This window comes from Paenibacillus sp. J22P165 (assembly GCF_059692015.1).
Genome location: NZ_JCAUAP010000012.1, coordinates 31,999 through 50,045 on the forward strand (window position 1 = coordinate 31,999; position 18,047 = coordinate 50,045).

An 18,047-nucleotide genomic window follows, 5' to 3' on the forward strand; every position below is an offset into this window, starting at 1 on the left:
GCCGCCCTTTAGTAAAGCAAGGGGCAGCGATTGCTTGGCTCTATTTCCCATCCATCAGTTCCCTTGCGCCTGCTAATTCCAATAAGTGAAGTTTAGCGACACGTCTGCGGAAATGTTCTTCTGTACTGAATTCAGCTTGCAAAAAGGAGCGGACTAAATCCTCAGCGAGCCAAGGACCAATGATCTGTGCACCCATACACATCATATTCACGTCATCGTGCTCCACACATTGATGCGCCGAATGAATGTCGTGGCACACGGAAGCGCGGATACCCGGGATCTTGTTGGCGGCAATGGACGCACCAACCCCCGTACCGCAAACCATAATTCCTCGCTGGTATTCCCCTCCGCGTACGGCATCGCACACCGTTCTAGCCACGTCTGGAAAATCAACCGGATCCGTGGAATGGCAGCCAAAATCGGTCACTTCAACGCCCAGCTTGGTAAATAGCGGCAGCAAGGCCACCTTCATGTCATACCCACAATGATCGCTTCCTAATGCAATTTTCAAATGAGCCGTTCCTCCTTTTACTCGTTTTCTCTCATCGCGTCAATCAACATGCGGAACAGCTTCAAATCTTCTTTCGCATCTTCTGGTGTTGTTTTTGGCGTTAGGTCTTGTGTAATCACATCGTACAAATATTCAAATTGACAGACATATGCATCTTTAAAAGTAGGACGAACCATCGTTTCATGATAGGCTTCTCCAACTGTTTCATTCACCTGTAACGTTGTTGGAAGGTGCCGCATATACGGCGTATTATACTGAACCTTCAGTGATTTATTGCTGCCGTACACCTCAATATGCGCATCAAACCGACGAATCTGGTCAATCCCTGTTTCATAGGTAACTTGAAATCCATCATACTCCAGGATTGCGCTCATGAATCTGCCTTTGTTCCATTGTCTTGCCGAAACTACACGTTTTGGAAATCCGATCACTTCCCGCATCGCAGATAAATCGTGGCTGCCTAATCCGCAAAGTAAGCGGTATGCTGACACAAGGTCTGAGGGGGCGTCTCCGATAGCCTCATGGACTAAACGAGCTGCCCGGTCAGCACGATCTGTTTTGGCATGCTCCGGAATATCATCGAACCGAAACACTTGGCTGGATTGGTCAATAAATAAATGATTTCCCCCGATAATATCACGTACTCTCACGTAGTTAATGCTCTCCAACTTTTTGACTTCCTCAACCAGTTGCACAAATGCAGGAGCGTACCTGCGCATGTACCCAACCATGACCTTAACGCCCATCTCATCGCGGACGCGGATCATTTCATCAGCTTCCTGTATGGTTAAACACATCGGTTTTTCGATCAATACATGCTTTCGGTTTTGGAGCGCAGCAATCACACAATCGGCATGATATTCATCACTATTACAAATAAGCACAACATCCAATTCCGGCAGCTTCGTTAATTCATGGGCCTCGATAAATCGGTTGGGCACCTGATATTGGTCCCCGATGACCTGCAAAAGCTTAGCTGAAATGTCGCAGATCGCGGTGACTTCAAAACGGTCTGAAAGACTCTCTAAGACAGGTAAATGGATAATTTGTGCGACTTCGCCAAGACCGATAATACCAACTTTTAATTTCGACACGATGATCGTCCCCTCGCTCTTCATTAGGAAAAAGCGTGGGTGAACCGCTGCCAGCAGCAAACCCGTCTGTTGGCAGCGGCGTATCCGCGCTCACTCCACTTATCCATACCTTTATTCAGCCCAGATTAAACAGCCAGCATGGCTTCTGTAAATGCATTGATTTTTTGCAATCTAGCATGGAATGCTCGGTACAAACCGTCGGTCTGTTCCTGAATCGTACTTTGATTATTTGTGTATGGATTCAAGCTGGTGGCTAGATCAACTTGCTTGATCAGTCCTGCCGGCAGCGTCGCGGAACCTCGCAGCGCACCAGCCAGCCCGCCAGCGATAGAAGCGACGGAATCGGTATCTCTACCCATATTAGCTCCAGCTAGAATGGCGTCATACACGTTCCCATTTACCATTCGAAGAATACAAATCGCTTTCGTTAAAGCTTCATTCGCAAAGCTATTACAATACGGTACGCCACTACCATAGTAGATTTTATCAAATGCCAGTCGCAATTCTTGTAAATCTTGGCAATGTGCCGTGCGTTTTAAACCGGAATCAAGCTCTTGAATCACGTTATCGCGCAGATAGCCATACTTAGATCCGTCAATTTTCAGTGCCAGATCAGAATAGTCACAATATCTGAAAATGTCACCGATCACGCCATCCACGGTTGCACCTGGCTTAGTCGCGGAAGCAATCGCAGCAGCGGAGACACCTGCCCACCGCACTGCGTAGCTTTTGGACGTCTGATACAGCTGTCCGATTTCAAATGCGTCAGCGACGGCATTGCGAACATCACCTGCATTAATCAAGCCAATCGGTTGGCAAGAACCGGATGCTGTGCTTAAACCGGCATAATCGCAATATTTGCCCAAATCTCTAGCTGGAATACCACTTTTGGCAACAGCCAATAGGGTGGATTCAAAAGGTTCCAAGATCGTGCCGTTCGCTTCTGGTTTAATGTCTCTGACCCAGATCGCGCGGACATCTTCCGCATTAATGCGATCTTGCTTCTCGATAACAGCCGTAGCCATCAGCTTAAATCGTTCTACACCATCTTCCGTTGTACCCGCTTCGCGCGTCCAGCCGCTATTGTTACGCTCGTATGGCAAAAGTTGATCCAGAACGCCATATCTGGCTTCAATTTCCTGATGGCTCAAGCCTTTCACAGGAGCCCCCATGGAAGCTCCAACCTGAATTCCCGCAATACAACCATAAAATTTATCCTTCAGACTCACTTGTTCACTCATTGTTTGAACTCTCCCCACTTCATTAGATATAAGCCTGATCTGTTAGATCGCAGACATTTGGTCCGAGTAAGCTTTCATTTTTAACAATCTGGAATGATACGCTTGGTACAAGCCTTCTGCATGTTCTTTCATCGTTCTATGGGAATTACTAACGACATGCAGCGTAGTCGCGTAGTCAACTTGCTTGATCCATTCTTCAGGAATGGATTTCGTTCCGCTTAATGCTCCGGAAATTCCTGCGGCAACCGCAGTCACGCAGTCGGTATCTCTGCCCATATTAATAGCGGCAACCAGCGCGTCCTTCACATTGGCGTTGACCATTTTAAAAATACAAATCGCCTTGGTCACAACTTCATTCGCATAACTGACTTCGTAAGGAACACCTCTGATGCTGTAAGACTCATACAAGGTTTTCCGCAATTCGCGAATATCCGTGATGTTTGCCGTGCGTTTTAGCTCTCGGTCAATCTCTTTGACAACCACATCGGGATCGCAGTAATTGTAGATATCTCCGATTACACTATCAACCGTCGCGTTTGCTTTCGTAGCTGAAGCAATGGCCGTAGCCGTTACAGATGCCCATTTTAACCCGCGTCCATTCGAAGTCTGATACAGTTGTCCAACTTCACTCACATCATGGATGGCATTCTCAATATCCCCAGCGTTAATTAATCCAATCGGATGGCAGGAACGGGAGATACTGTTGAGTCCAGCATAATCGCAATATTTGCCGATATCTCTTGCGGGAATACCGCTTTTCGCCATGGCGAGCAATACCGCTTCGAACGGCTCCGAGATCATTCCCGCCGACTCTGGCTTAATTTTGGCCAACCACATTCTGCGGACATCCTCTGCCGTAATGCGATCCTGCTTTTCCATAATGGCGGAAATCATTAACTTCTGTCTCTCCACACCGTCTTCCGTCGTACCCGCTTCACGCACCCAGCCGTTGTTAAAATGCTCGTAGGACAACAATTGATCCAAAATGCCATATTTCTCTTCAATTCGCTCGAAATCCCAGCCTTCTACAGGTGCACCCATCGCAGAACCGATATGAACTCCAGCTATACATCCGTAAAATTTATCCTTTAAGCTTACTTGTTCGCTCATAGATTGTACTCTCCTCAATGTGGTATATGATCTTTCAATGGACTCACGTAGTCGAAATGATGATACTTGTTTAAGACGTGTAGGCTAGTGTGTCATCACCTCTTTCAATAGAATCTGTCTCACTTACGGTAAAATGGTATCGTTGCCATTTTTGTGTGTAAAGGAGCCTACAACTTACATTCCTTACCGCAAGCATACACGTTCACTCCCGCAGCATCACCATAAAGCACCTGGACATCCACGTCATACTCGCCCGCCTCATTCATCCGTTGTGTGTAAGTTCCCCACGCCTTGCCGGTACTCCAGAAGGAGGTGAAGTTGTCTTGGTGGATGACTGGCGTGAATGCTATCCTCGACTGCACCATGTCATACTTAAAACCACTTAGCGCAATCAGCAACCCCCAGCTGGCCATGGATCGCACATAATGATGACCACACTCTACTTCATTCCACGGATTTCGTCGTATCCCATCATGCCGATCACGAACGGTTCGAACAAGCTTCAAGCCTTCATCCAAGTAGCCCTCATAAATTAAATGCGTCGCTACTTGATACTCAATACCGGTCCAGACCTCATCCGAATAAACAAAAGGCAATCGTGGACGGCCTCCCTGCGGCCAAGAGCATAACAACAATCCTTGTTCATCGTTAAGAGCGTATACCCGCTGACAGTTGGCATGCTGTGAGAAATCAACTCGGAAGTTATGCTTATACACAGCTGTCAAAGCACTTTTCACCTTTTCCTGCGGGAGCAAATACCCCAGACCATATAGATGAGCAAATTGCTGCCCTAGCATCTGATCGGACAAGCAGCCTAGTCCAAGCTGGTGTTTATGCTGATCTACATCATCCACCTTTTGAACGTAATACTCGCCATTCCACATTAGTTCATCCAGTTTTTGAGCACTTTTTTCATAAATATTTCGGAATTTCTGTGCTTTATCCATCTCTCCGAGATAGATCGCCATCTCCTCAACCGCCCGCAGGGCGCCTAAAAATAAAGTTCCTGTCAGTGGATTGGGTCCATGGAAATCAATATCATACGTATTATGCTGCTGCCCATCAAAAACATAGTCTCCATCCGTGTCCCAATGGGTCAAGCCATAATCTAACGCTTTCTGAACGGAGGGCCACAGCTCTTGCATAAATACATGGTCCCCGCTAAGCTTCCATTCTCTGAATACGCGCATGATCGCACCCATCTGTCCATCAGCTGCACCAGGTGGAGTGACATTGCCAGGCCATACGAACTCCGACTCGAACACCTTCGTAGCACGGTAATTCATTTTGCCATCCTCTTGCATTTCCAACAAAAACTCAGTTCGCCTCATACTGCGTTCTAATGCGGGAAAGAGAAAAGCCACTGTTTGTGCATAGTTCCAAACGTGCGTACAAGAGCCATCACAGCTGCCTAATTGATTCAAGCTGCCTTCAAAACCGAAAAACTTGCCGTCCTTCAACCAGAAGCAGGTTGGACTTCGAAGAACCGTCATATTAGCGGACATCGCCTCCAGCACGTAGTCAGGCAATGTACTGCTGAATAAGGCATCACGGAACAGATACGTTTCCCTTTCCAATCGCTCACCATGCTCTATGAGATAAGCTGCTGCCTCCCATGAGCTGTCAAAGCGGTTGGCGTATTCATTTTGCGTAATTTCCTTGCCTTTGGTTCTGACCCGGAACTGCTCACCCCAGCCATTAATTCGATTCGGAAAATACCAGCTCAGAATAAACTGAAACATCTTGGTTTCACCAGGAGCCAGCGTTTCATAAATGCCTAGAGAACCTGTATCCGTTTTGTGCTCATCCGAAGGTGTATCGTAACCAAGATCGTTCAGACGGCCATCCTCAGCAAAATCATCCCAAAATTCCTGGAGATAATCAAAATGAGCACCTCGCATCCACACCCTTTTGTAGGTGACGTTGGGATTCTTCGTAGCCAGCGACATATTGCCATAGAGCAGATCTGTACGCGCAAATTTATGCGAATGAAGAAAAAGTCCTCTGATCCCATCTCGCTGCACGAATTCATTCACATTACGTCCTGAATTCGGCAAATCCATACTGCCAAAAGCGTTAAAACTCATTCCGCCTATCGGATTAATCAGCGATCCAGCTACAGTAACATCAACAGGTCGGTTCGAGATATTCTTGACCCGATAGGACAGAATCGTCCCAGGAATACCAGAATCTTCGGCATTCAGCGGAATGAAAGGGGTATAGGCTTCCAACTCCACTTGAACCGGCAAGTCAGCATCCTCGAAATGTATCTGGCAAATGGGATATTCACCTGTCATGCGGGATGCCTTCATTCTCGGCAGTCCTCCTCCAGCATAAGGGGAATAACCCTGTGGCTTGCTGTGAGGCGTAGTGAATTGTGCCTGTAACACCTTGGCAATCGCAGGTTCTCCTTCTTCTTTAGCCCATATCGCGAAATAAGAATTGGGGAAATGAAGTCCCTTGTCAGGATGGTTGAAGAGCTCCCAATCTCTGAACTCTCCTCGGCTGCCGAGTGAGACGTTACCCGTCCCTATCCCTCCAAGAAGGAAAGCAGCCTCCGTGGCTTCACCTGTGAAAACTTTAGATGATCGCATAGGTGACGCTTGAATCTGGGATCGTACCATGTATGTTTCCCGCTCCTTTTGATTCATTCCTTACTTATTTCTTAGCTTTCTTTTCTTGATAAACTTTGTTGACTTCATCTGTCCATTCTTGACCACCGCGTTTATTGAATTCTTGCACGTATTTATCAAATTCTGACAACGGTGTTTTGCCTGTAATGAATCGAGCGAAGTAATCCGCTGTCAGCCCGCGCAAATCGGCTTGATATTTCAGCTCAGCTTGGGTATTCATCATATCCGCAGCATTTTTAATCGTTTTCCAGTTAAAAGCGTCGCGACGAGATTGAACGGCATACGTTTCTACTTTCAACAGCGGTGCCTCGTTTTCAAATAAGGCATACCATTGAATCCACTTGCTGTCTTGATCAAATTGCGGTGTCGTCAGGATTTTATTGTCCTTCTTCTCCCACTGAATCCCCTCAATACCTGTGTAAGTAGCCATTGCACCTTCATCTGTATTGAAGTAGTTCATAAATTTGGCTGCTGCTTCCGGATGTTTCGTGTTATTCAAAACAACGACACCACGAGCAACCATCCCTGGACCGCGTAGACCCGAATCACCTCGAGGTCCGATCGGCGGAGCAATTCGTATCACTTCGACATTAGGGTCCGTCTTCTTCATGGTTTGCTGCATGTTAGACTCCCACGTCCACCAATTGGCTGATACGCCATAGCGGTTTTTAATGAATTTATCGTCTCTCACCGCAGAAGTTTGCGTGAACATCTCAGGATCAATCAGCCCTTCTTTATACCAATTAGCCAACACCTGCAAAGCTTCTTTCGCTTCAGGCCGTGTCGTTTGCGGGATCAGCTTGCCATTCTGTTCATAGAAGTAGACACTCGCTTTCGCTGTGCTTACCCATGGCGCATCGCCAGCTACAACACCAAATGCACCAAAGATACCATCGAGTGAATCGAGTCCTAATCCGCTAATGCCATAGGTATCTTTCACACCGTTGCCGTCGGGGTCTTTTTCAGCAAAAGCAACCAGCACATTGTGCAGCTCATCGAGTGTCTTCGGTACAGTCAGATTAAGCTTTTTCATCCAGTCAGCACGAATGACAAAATTGTAACGCTGCGGGCTGGTCCAAATCGGGATGGCCCACAATTTGCCGTCTACGGTAAAATAGTTAAGCGCTTCTTTCGGCACAGATTTTTGAATATCAGGCATGTATTTCAAGTAGGGTGTCAAATCTAACAGCGCGCCTTGTTTCGCATAGTCGAAGACAGCTTGACTGGTTTGCATTACCGCCACATCTGGTTTGTCATTGGAAGCAAGAATGATCGGAACTTGATCTGCATAGTTGGCTGATGGCGGCGAGACTTGCTCAAATTTTACACCTGAGCCTTTTTCAATAGCTGCTTTGATGGGATTGCCGTCTGGCGCTTTTTCAAAACCGCCCTTCGTGTACAAAAGCTTGATCGGGCCAGCATCATTGCCAGAACCTGTTGCTGATGGGGCTGCTTCTTTGTCAGAACAAGCACTAGCCAGCGTTAACAGCATGGCAGCGGACAAACCTAAGCTGATTTTTTGCTTTCCGTTCATTTTTCATGACCTCCTATATTTTGCTTTTATTACAAACCTGCCTATAGGCGGGGCCTGCCGTTGTTTGGTGAGGATGTGAACAAATGACTTAACCCTTGATCGAGCCGACCATCATCCCCTGCACAAAATAACGCTGTAAAAACGGATAGACACACATAATAGGTAGAACAGCCACTACGATAGTGGTATTGATAAGAACGGAGCTAGGCGGTCTAGCCTCATTCAGCGAGCCTCCCAGCGCAAGATCAGCAATATCATTTTTAACTAAAATATCGCGTAATAGCAGCTGCAGTGGCCATAGATCTCGATCCGTAATATAGAGAACGGCATCAAAAAACGAATTCCAATGGAACACGGCATAGAATAAGCTGATCGTTGCTAAAGAAGGTAAACAGATGGGGAGGATGACCTTGATGAGTGTGGTCATTTCCGAAGCGCCATCTATAATCGCAGACTCCTCTAATTCAACCGGAATCGCTTGGAAAAAGGTCCGCATGATGATCAAATTATAAACGCTTAACGCACTAGGAATAATCAGAGCCCAAAAGGTATTCGTCAAATGTAAGCCGTTAACCACTAGGAAAGTAGGGATAATACCGCCAGAAAACAACATGGTGAAGAAAAAGATCATCATTATCCCGCCACGTCCTGGCAAAAACTTTTTAGATAGAGGATAAGCAGTCAAAATAGTGAGAACAAGGCAGACCGTGGTGCCGACTAGTGTTCTAAGAATGGTCAGTGTGTACGCATCAATAATGCGTGAGCTGCCACGAAATAACCAGGAATAGTAATTGAACGTAATACTCCTTGGGATAACGATAAACGAGGTTGGATGCCCAATGACATCCTCCATCGGCGTTATAGAACTGAGCAAGACAACCACAATGGGGAGCAGCGTTGCCAACGTAATCACCGTAAGGAACAATAGGTTAAAAGCTCCGAATACGGTATCCGCATTCACATTGAATTTTCTACGGCGCGGTCCTGAAGGTTGAGAAAGTACCGGTTTCATCATTTATCCTCCACTTTTTGCATGAAATAGTAGGTGGTAACGACCATGATGCATGCGACGACTGATTTAAACATGCCAGCTGCAGCTGAAATATGGAATTTATTCTCCAAAACACCAATCCGATAGACATAGGTATCAATGATGTCACCGACACCGTAGAGCATTGGATTGTACAAGTTGAATACTTGTTCAAACCCAACATTCAGGATGCTTCCCATCCTTAGCAGCAGCATGACCATGATGACAGGCATAATACTCGGCAATGAGATATGTATCATACATTTGAACCTTGTTGCCCCATCGATTTTCGCCGCCTCATACATCTCTTGGGATACAACGGTGAGTGCAGCTAGATAAATAATCGCGTTCCAGCCCATCTCTTTCCAGATGTCGGATAAGACCAAAATACTTCTGAAATACACCGCATCGCTGAAGAAATAAATCGCCTTATCGCCTGATGATTTAATCAACCGATTGATGGGACCATCCTCCGAGAGGAAATTGAACAGTAAGCCGGACATCACGATCCATGATAGAAAGTGTGGCAAATAGAGAATCGTCTGCACACTGCGTTTGAATAGTAAGTATCGAACCTCATTAATAAGAAGCGCGAGCAGTATCGGAACCGGGAAACCAAAAACTACTTTATAAGCACTAATGATAAATGTGTTTTTCAGCGCTATTAGGAATTGAGGGGATTTAAACAAATACGCGAAGTTATCGAAGCCGACGAAATGGCTGCCTGTCACTCCTTTAAAAATTTGATAATCCTGAAAGGCAATGACTAACCCGAACATGGGAGCATAATGGAAGATAGCTATATACAGAAGTCCGGGGACTAGCATCATATAGAAGTATTTATAGCGAACAAGATTTTTTAGTAACCTTCTTAGCGCCAACGGTTGATAAGATGACACCCCGAGCTGTGAACCTAGCTTTTTAGCACTCATACAGATACCTCGCAATCTATTAATCTTGTTGACACCGCTTACATCTTTAACTCAACAGAGCAGCTATTTCGAGTTGCCTCATCTTCCATGCCTGCTTCATCATGCCCTTCTGGTTGATACCTTTATCATAGTCCCCTCCATAGCCAGAAGTAAATAAACAGTTTGCATACCGGATTGTGCAATTTTGGAACAAATGTGCAATTCTAAAATCGAGCTTTGTTAGATAATTGAATATTCCAGGTTTGCCCAAGTTGCCCCTATAATACGATTATCACAAAAAGCACATATATAGGGAGGGTAACACCAGATGAACAAACCAAATTGGCCCAAGCTCGATGACAGCACCATGCTAAAGAGACTTACCTCCCCTAAAGGACGTGTTCGCATGATATTGGACACGGATACCTTCAATGAGGTTGATGATCAATTCGCTTTGGCTTACGTGATGCTTTCACCGGAAAGACTCGATTTTCTAGCCGTAACAGCAGCACCATTTTACAATTGGAACTCGGTTAGCCCTGCAGATGGCATGGAGAAGAGCTATAAGGAAATTCATAACATTTTCCAATTGATGGATGCGAAGAATCCTCCACCGGTTTATCGAGGATCCACGCAGTATATGACCAGTCACGATGAGCCTGTGCCCAGCGAAGCAGCTGACAAAATTATTGAGCTGGCCTTGTCATCCTCCGAACCACTTTACGTGGTCGCGATCGGCGCTATAACGAATGTAGCTTCAGCCATCGCAAAATGTCCTGAAATCATCCACAACATTGTTGTCGTGTGGCTTGGACCTAATGCGCATTGGTGGCCTACGCAAAAAATCTTCAACGTATCGCAGGACTATCACGCTTCATCGCTCATTTACGACAGCGGTGTGCCGTTAGTCGTGCTTCCCTGTCATGGCGTAGCCTCGCATTTACTAACGACGCCTTATGAAATTGACGCTTGCTTGCGTGGAAAAAATAAGCTCGGCACCTATTTCAGCGACATGATCCGTGGACGATTTACCCGATTCGGTCAGGATCGCAGTGGTTGGTCCAAAGTGCTATGGGATGTTTCAGCAATTGCTTGGCTACTAAATGAGGAAAATGTACCTTCCATGGTTCGCCGCACGCCGATTCTCAATCCCAACTTCACCTATTCCTTCGATGACTCACGCCACTTCTATAAGGAAGCTATAGATATTGATCGTAGTGAAGTTTATATCGATTTGTTTGCCAAGCTACAGCAGAATTCCTAGTCTGACATACTAACCGACAGGGCACTCCATTACACTTTGCGACTCGATATTTGTCATATCTGCAAAGTAATTCGGGGTGCCCTTGTCGTATAAGACCGTCAACGTTGGTAACACAAACACCCGGCAGCATGTACCGGGTAAACGACGAGAAACTTTTAAAATTCCATTCTATTGTCAACAACCAAGTCGCGAAATTGTCCGGGTGTGATGCCTTCACTACGCTTGAAAGCGCGAATAAAGCTATGTACATTGTTATAGCCGACTTCGTTGCTAATCTGATTCACTGTCCAATCGTTCAAGAACAACAACTCTTTGGATCGCACGATGCGTTTGTCCGTGAGCAGGTTATAGAACGTGCTACCTGTGTGTTGTTTGAGTAAACGGTTAATATACGTGGAGGAGCATTTCACCAATTCCGACAGCTCTTCGAGCCCGAAGTCTTTTGTGAAATTAGCATCGATATAAGCTTTCACTTCCCACACAATACGTTGATTCTTGTCTAAGCGCAAAGCCGCCATATACTTGCAGATATGCAGGCATATGCCTTCCATATACTGATGAATGTCATGTTTGGAATCGAATTGCTCCATATGTGCACAAGGATCAATGTCACTGCCCATAATCTCGCCCAGGCTAAACCCTGCTTTGTACACGGTTCGTATGATCGCATGCGTTAAGTGAAGATACACGCGCAAGGCAGCAATCGTATCATCAGGTTGGATAGATGCCAGTGATATCGCTAAATCATCCAGTTTACCTTGAATCTTCTTCGTCGTACTTCTCATAATTGTACTGCAGAGTCCCTCTTCCAACTCAAAAAGAAAAGCGTACTCATAGGTCATATGCTTATCCCTAGACATATCTCCCTTGAAAGCAAACATGTTTTGCAGCATATTCAGCCCTTTTTGTCGATTCGAGCGTGATCCATAATCCAAATTGTAAAACGTAGTGCCAATCCCAAGATGATGCGTTCTATGGAATGGTTTTTCTAAAACCTGATCTACACGTTGCACAGCTTGCACCCCTCTCTTACGGTTTTCTTTGAACTTGCCGTTGCCAAGAAAACATGTATTCAAGTTACTTGTTGCATGAGCTGATCTCAACTAGAGCACAACTCTTAATGAGCTACGAAAATGGTACCGTTGCCATTTTGGTAAACAAAGAATGAAAGCAGTTACATATCCAATATTAATCCTACTTTCGAGGTATGTCAACGAGATTTCTGCAAATAATTTTAATAAAAAAAGATATAAAAGTCACAAAAACCTGATATAATGGTAACGATTACATTAAATAATTCTACTTTTTATTATAAGGAGAGAGTTACAATTAAAAAGCCCACAATCCATGATGTAGCCTTAAAGGCGAAAGTAACTACCTCAACCGTATCCAGGGTATTGAATCAGTCCGAGCTTGTCAAACCACGTACGCGACAAATCGTACTCGAAGCTATTGAAAGTCTCGGTTATATCCCGAATAAAGCGGCTCGCATGTTCAAGTCTGGCAAAAGCTACATACTCGGTTTGGTCATTAGTCAGAATAGTTTCAGCGAGATTATGTTTAACGCAGGCTTCCAGGCGCAGTTCAAAGCTTTGACCGAAAAAGCCCACCATGAGGGCTATAATATTTTGATCATCACCTCTGCGGAGGGTGATTCTCATTCCTTTTTCGAAGTTATTAAAAATCAAGTGGCCGATGGCTTCATCATTTTTAGCCCCTCTCACAATGACACGTTGACTGCCCTGCTGGAAGAAGCCGAAATTCCTTATGTATTCAACATGAAATACTCCGACAATCCCGAAGATCGCTATTATGTATCCTCCGATGATTTTGAAGGCGGATATATGGCTGCCAAATATTTGCTTGATTTAAACCATACGGACATTCGGTTCCTCGTCGGGATTGTTCGAGGCAATGTCTTATCTTTTAATATCGACAGAATTAACGGCTTCAAAAAAGCTCTGGAAAATTACGGTGTGCCATTTAGAGACGAGATGATCGTGACCCTTCCAGGGCAAATGGAACAAAGCTATAACGCAATCTATCAATTGTTCCAAACCCAAAAGCCGTCTGCCCTTATGATATCCAACGAGATTACAACCGTCGCAGCCCTGAATTTCTTTACGGATTATGGATACCGTGTGCCTCAGGATGTATCCGTCATTGGCTTTGGTCCTTCTGATTTTTTCCGCAGCCTACGCCCAAACCTAACGAACGTATGTTATGACATTACTTGGTCCAACTTCAAACTTGTTGATCTTCTCCTACAGAGAATCGAAGGAAAGCCTATTACCATCGAAATGCCCAAAAAACCTGAATTGGTCATCCGCGACAGCACCACTAGGCATATAACTACACCTGTGTCTTCGTAGTCTGACTACCACGGCCAGACGCCAAGGTCATCGTCTGGGGGCGCGAAGCGCACATCGGTGTCGTGTACCGCCGAGCCATGCGCTTCGTCCACTAACGATAGAAACAGTGCTTGTGTGAATGCACACAAGCACTGTTCATGATTACCACGCAATGGAACATTCAGGAGGGCGAAAGCTCTCTTTTTTCTTTTCTAGATCCTCTATTCATGCTTTTAGCCACGCCAAAGACAAAAAAAGGAACCCAGCCAACGGGGCCGGGTTCTAAAAAGTTTATATTAAAAAGGGGGTCTTGTTTATTATATTACCAAGTGAACATTATGGAACCATAACAGGAATATTTCATTTCTGTTACAAAATAGAAAACGCTTTATTATTTGCAAAATCCTCCCACTATTTTAGTTGCACCTTTCACCTATGTGGCATATACTAAATATATATTAATTAGAATAATTCTAAATAAGGAGGAACCCTATGAGCGTCGAGTATGACTACCATCATCTCCATCATGTGAAAGAACAAAGTAAGTCAAGAAAAACCCTGTGGGTTACCCTTATGTTAACTGCATTTTTCACTATTGTTGAAATTGTCGGTGGGGTGCTCTCGAACTCCCTTGCTCTTTTGTCCGATTCTGCCCATATGATTTCAGACGTCATTGCACTTGGTCTAAGTATGGTGGCCATACATTTAGCAACGCGTCAGCCCAACGCCCGCTTCACTTTTGGATTTCTGCGCTTTGAGATTATCGCATCGTTTTTGAACGGGTTAGCACTTTGTATCATCGCGTTGGGTATTTTTATTGAAGGCGTTCAGCGTGTCATCCATCCTCAACCTATTCAATTGGGACTAATGCTTGGCATTGCTTCCATTGGTTTCGTCGTTAACCTCGTGCTCACATTAGTTCTCCATAACAGCGTTAAGGAGGAAGATAACCTGAATGTGCAGAGCGCGCTGTGGCACTTTTTTGGTGACTTACTAAGCTCTGTTGGCGTTATCCTATCAGCCATTGTTATATATTACTCTGGCCTTCTCTGGTTCGATCCGCTGATTTCGATGGTGATTGGGGGCATTATTTTTACAGGTGGGGGCAAAATTATCCGAGAATCCTTCATGATCCTGATGGAATCTGTCCCTGAAAGGTTTAATTTAGATGAAATCCGCTCCGTGATCGCGAAGGTAGAAGGCGTAGAAGATGTGCATGAAATGCATCTCTGGGCGGTTTCGACCGACCATTATTCGCTGACTGCCCACGTGTTCATTAACCCGAACATTCAACCGTTCTGCGTCATTCTGGCCATTAATGAAACGTTGAAAAGCAAGTACGGCATCGAGCATGCCACGATTCAAGTCGAGCACGCCGAAATTAATCCGCATGGCACATACGGGAAAGACTTTCTGCGACAGCAAAAGCAAATAAAACAACAAACAAACCGTACATCACTTCTCCCGAAGTGATGTACGGTTTGTTTCATTCTGCGTCGAGTTCCGCACAACCATTTCCATATCGATGAGTAGCTCGTGCCCCTTCATCTGGGCTAAATACGAATCTAGCTGCTTCACACTTTCCTCATCCAGCTCTTCCCCCATCTGCCGCATGAGGAAAGCCGCGACTAAACGAGTTTGCAATTCCACCGGCATCTCGAAGCTCGTAATGGACGGAAAGCTCGCTTTGGCGAAATGCTCATTATCCATCCCAATAAGCTGCACGTCCTCAGGAACCCGGATACCTCGCGCATGGCATTCAGCAATCAGCTCCAACGCTAGGGCATCATTGAATGTGTAAATACCAATAGGCCGTAACTCGCCGCTCACACGCAAGGCTTCCTCTAAGGTGCCTGATACTCCTAGCTCACCAGCATCCAATAGTGCATGCACGGTTGACTCTGTTTTATCGCCTAGCCCAGCTAGAAAACCTTCAATCCGTTGCTCATTGGCGCCCATTCCCTTACGTCTGCCTGCATAGAAGACGGCTCGACAGCCATGTTCAAGGAAGTATTGTACTGCCTGACTTGACGCCTTGGCGAAATCCAGATTTACCGCCAGCTTCGTAATCTCATTCGGCCAGCCCCAGCCGTTAAATATGACGAGCGGCGTACCTTCGCCGACCAACTGCTGCGTGGAATGCATACTGATAGCCAAACCATGTGAAACCAAGCCGTCCACACGCCGTTGTAATAAATGCTCAATATGCCGGGTCTCAACCTCAGGGTCCATACCTGCTGCTGAAAACACGGATAAATGATAGCCATAGCTGTGAAACCTCTGTTCCAGCTTTTCTGCAAATCTGCCATAATACCCGCCAAAATGCGGGAGAATTAGCCCCAACTCATTCGAGCGCCGCCGGCTCAAATTGGTCGCCATCACGTTCCGACGGTAACCTAACCGCGCAACGGCTTCATCGACTTTGCGGATCGTTTCCGGTGACATTGGAACTTTTCTGCGATTAATCACATTCGACACCGTCGCAATGGACACACCTGCCTCAGTGGCAACATCGACGATGGTAGCTTGTTTGTTTTTTTTCATCCCATGCCCTCATTCTTGAAACGCTTAAACATATTGTAGCTAGAAGCTTATTGCTCGTCAAATCGCCCTTCACCTTCGCTGCTGCACCTACATAACGCTTCTCGACACCACACAACCAAAATAAAGGCACCACATGCAGATCATTCTGCTAATGGTGCCCCTGCTGCGCTTACTCGTCGTGATGCCCAATCAACGAGATGATCTGCTTCTTCAGCTTCACAAAAGCTTCCGAGTCCTTCACATCCTCCACATGCCGCAGTCCGTGCGGGATGACAATCTCACTGCGAATCGTTCCAGGATGCGCCTGCATCACATACACCCGTTGCGATAAAAAGATGGCTTCCTCGATATCGTGCGTGATGAAAACAACCGTCGTTTTCTCCTTTTCCCAAATGCGCAGTAACAACTCCTGCATGGCATTCTTGGTTTGCGGATCGAGTGCTCCAAACGGTTCATCCATCAGCAGCACATCCGGATTATTCGCCAACGCTCGCGCGATGGCAACCCGCTGCTTCATGCCACCCGACAGCTCCTTCGGCAGTGATTTTGCGAATTTCTGCAAACCGACAAGCTCCATGAAATGATCGGATATGGCTCTCTTTTCGAATAAAGGAACCCCCTTCAGCGTCAAGCCGAACTCGATATTCTCTCGCACGGATAACCAAGGAAACAATGTATAGCTCTGAAAAACCATACCCCTATCGGCACCTGGACCCTCAATTTCATGACCATTGATACTCAAATCCCCCATCGTCAAGGGCTCCAAACCAGCAATGATACGTAATAAAGATGACTTCCCGCAGCCAGAAGGACCAACGAAACTAACAAATTCATGGGCATCTACATGAAAGGATACACGATCTAAAGCGACGAACTGCGACTTCTTCGAACTGTATACTTTCGTAACCTCGACAGCATCTATTTTACGCACGGCTGCACTTTTCCCAGAAGAGGGCACGCTGTTATCTACTAGATTCAAAGCTTCCATCTTAACGCCCTCCTTCCAACCATGGGAAAAACCGCTTATGACAATATGCAAATGTGCGATCCGTTAATAAGCCCAGCAATCCAATCGCAATAATGCCTACAAAAATTTGATCCGTGTTCAGAAACCTCTGCGCCTTCATAATCGAAAATCCAAGACCACTGCTAGCCGCAACTAACTCAGCTACTACCAGATACGTCCATGCCCACCCAATGATTAAGCGCAGCGTGTTCATCAAATCTGGCAATAGTGCTGGAATCAGCACCTTTTCGATCACCTGCCACCGTTTCGCACCGAGTGTATAAGAGGTTTGCAGCAGATCATTGGACACCGACCGTGTATTGTCTGCAACCATCAGCATCAGCTGGAAGAAGCATCCCAAGAAGATAACGAGAATTTTCGCCCATTCGCCAATCCCCGCCCATACCATAATCAAAGGAATGAATGCCGTCGCAGGCATATACCGAATGAATTCAGCGCCAGGTACGAACAATGCCTCAGCAAACCGGAATGTTCCCGCCAATATCCCGAGTGGAATCCCGATTAAACAAGCAAGCAAGAATCCACCGCCAACTCGGAAAATACTAATCCAAACATGATCCCAGAATACGGGGTTCTGTAATTGAATCCCAAACTGCCGAAGTACCTGGTCAGGCGTTGGAAGGAAGGTGCGATTTACGAATTCGCCGTAGCTCATTACGCTCCAGAATAATAAGACAACGGCAACGATAAGTACGACACCAGACAAGTAGGCTCTATGGCTTATCTCACCTCGTATGGCAAACAATGTGGACTTGCGTCTTTTTTTCAGCTGTGATTCCATCTGCAGTCCTCCTGTT

Annotated in this window: 15 protein-coding genes; 3 read left to right on the forward strand and 12 right to left on the reverse strand. The window is 45.8% G+C overall.

Annotation, left to right across the window (positions count from 1 at the left end):
* Nucleotides 1–40 precede the first annotated feature (40 nt).
* From AC58QM_RS27565 to AC58QM_RS27600, 8 genes are all read right to left on the reverse strand, one after another.
* Nucleotides 41–511 (reverse strand): RpiB/LacA/LacB family sugar-phosphate isomerase, encoded by a 471-nt coding sequence (locus AC58QM_RS27565; RefSeq protein ID WP_497288000.1) that lies wholly within the window; start codon nucleotides 509–511, stop codon nucleotides 41–43.
* Nucleotides 512–528: 17 nt separating this feature from the next.
* Nucleotides 529–1,605 carry a Gfo/Idh/MocA family oxidoreductase gene (locus AC58QM_RS27570; protein WP_497288001.1) on the reverse strand — a complete coding sequence of 359 codons (1,077 nt, stop codon included), beginning with the start codon at nucleotides 1,603–1,605 and terminating at the stop codon, nucleotides 529–531.
* Between the two features lie 125 nt (nucleotides 1,606–1,730).
* Nucleotides 1,731–2,846, reverse strand: coding sequence for an ADP-ribosylglycohydrolase family protein (locus AC58QM_RS27575; RefSeq protein WP_497288002.1), 1,116 nt, complete (start codon nucleotides 2,844–2,846; stop codon nucleotides 1,731–1,733).
* A gap of 42 nt (nucleotides 2,847–2,888) precedes the next feature.
* Nucleotides 2,889–3,956 (reverse strand): ADP-ribosylglycohydrolase family protein, encoded by a 1,068-nt coding sequence (locus AC58QM_RS27580; protein ID WP_497288003.1) that lies wholly within the window; start codon nucleotides 3,954–3,956, stop codon nucleotides 2,889–2,891.
* A 167-nt stretch (nucleotides 3,957–4,123) separates the two neighbouring features.
* Nucleotides 4,124–6,580, reverse strand: a complete 2,457-nt coding sequence (locus AC58QM_RS27585) for a GH116 family glycosyl-hydrolase (protein WP_497288004.1) — start codon at nucleotides 6,578–6,580, stop codon at nucleotides 4,124–4,126.
* Nucleotides 6,581–6,614: 34 nt separating this feature from the next.
* Nucleotides 6,615–8,123, reverse strand: a complete 1,509-nt coding sequence (locus AC58QM_RS27590; protein WP_497288005.1) for an extracellular solute-binding protein — start codon at nucleotides 8,121–8,123, stop codon at nucleotides 6,615–6,617.
* A gap of 88 nt (nucleotides 8,124–8,211) precedes the next feature.
* Nucleotides 8,212–9,138 carry a carbohydrate ABC transporter permease gene (locus AC58QM_RS27595; RefSeq protein WP_497288006.1) on the reverse strand — a complete coding sequence of 309 codons (927 nt, stop codon included), beginning with the start codon at nucleotides 9,136–9,138 and terminating at the stop codon, nucleotides 8,212–8,214.
* Complete coding sequence (locus tag AC58QM_RS27600; RefSeq protein ID WP_497288007.1) at nucleotides 9,135–10,085, reverse strand: ABC transporter permease; 951 nt, start codon at nucleotides 10,083–10,085, stop codon at nucleotides 9,135–9,137. The genes AC58QM_RS27595 and AC58QM_RS27600 overlap by 4 nt, the downstream gene beginning before the upstream one ends.
* A gap of 307 nt (nucleotides 10,086–10,392) precedes the next feature.
* On the opposite strand from AC58QM_RS27600, the gene AC58QM_RS27605 reads away from it, so the two are divergent.
* Entirely contained in the window at nucleotides 10,393–11,328 is a 936-nt protein-coding gene (locus AC58QM_RS27605) for a nucleoside hydrolase (protein ID WP_497288008.1), read from the forward strand.
* Between the two features lie 155 nt (nucleotides 11,329–11,483).
* Here AC58QM_RS27605 and AC58QM_RS27610 read toward each other — a convergent pair whose 3' ends face one another.
* Complete coding sequence (locus AC58QM_RS27610; RefSeq protein ID WP_497288009.1) at nucleotides 11,484–12,431, reverse strand: helix-turn-helix transcriptional regulator; 948 nt, start codon at nucleotides 12,429–12,431, stop codon at nucleotides 11,484–11,486.
* Nucleotides 12,432–12,602: 171 nt separating this feature from the next.
* Between AC58QM_RS27610 and AC58QM_RS27615 the strand changes: the two genes are divergently transcribed.
* Both AC58QM_RS27615 and AC58QM_RS27620 read left to right on the forward strand, forming a co-directional pair.
* On the forward strand, nucleotides 12,603–13,700 hold the full coding sequence (locus AC58QM_RS27615) for a LacI family DNA-binding transcriptional regulator (protein WP_497288010.1): 1,098 nt from the start codon (nucleotides 12,603–12,605) through the stop codon (nucleotides 13,698–13,700).
* A 471-nt stretch (nucleotides 13,701–14,171) separates the two neighbouring features.
* Nucleotides 14,172–15,152 (forward strand): cation diffusion facilitator family transporter, encoded by a 981-nt coding sequence (locus AC58QM_RS27620; protein ID WP_497288011.1) that lies wholly within the window; start codon nucleotides 14,172–14,174, stop codon nucleotides 15,150–15,152.
* Here AC58QM_RS27620 and AC58QM_RS27625 read toward each other — a convergent pair.
* The 3 genes from AC58QM_RS27625 to AC58QM_RS27635 all read right to left on the reverse strand — a co-directional run bounded on the left by AC58QM_RS27625 (nucleotide 15,135) and on the right by AC58QM_RS27635 (nucleotide 18,031).
* A complete protein-coding gene (locus AC58QM_RS27625) occupies nucleotides 15,135–16,223 on the reverse strand; it encodes a LacI family DNA-binding transcriptional regulator (RefSeq protein ID WP_497288012.1) in 1,089 nt (362 codons plus the stop codon). The two genes, AC58QM_RS27620 and AC58QM_RS27625, sit on opposite strands and share 18 nt — an antisense overlap.
* A 169-nt stretch (nucleotides 16,224–16,392) precedes the next feature.
* Nucleotides 16,393–17,211 (reverse strand): ABC transporter ATP-binding protein, encoded by an 819-nt coding sequence (locus tag AC58QM_RS27630; protein ID WP_497288013.1) that lies wholly within the window; start codon nucleotides 17,209–17,211, stop codon nucleotides 16,393–16,395.
* Between the two features lies 1 nt (nucleotide 17,212).
* Nucleotides 17,213–18,031 carry an ABC transporter permease gene (locus AC58QM_RS27635; RefSeq protein ID WP_497288014.1) on the reverse strand — a complete coding sequence of 273 codons (819 nt, stop codon included), beginning with the start codon at nucleotides 18,029–18,031 and terminating at the stop codon, nucleotides 17,213–17,215.
* Between the last annotated feature and the right edge of the window lie 16 nt (nucleotides 18,032–18,047).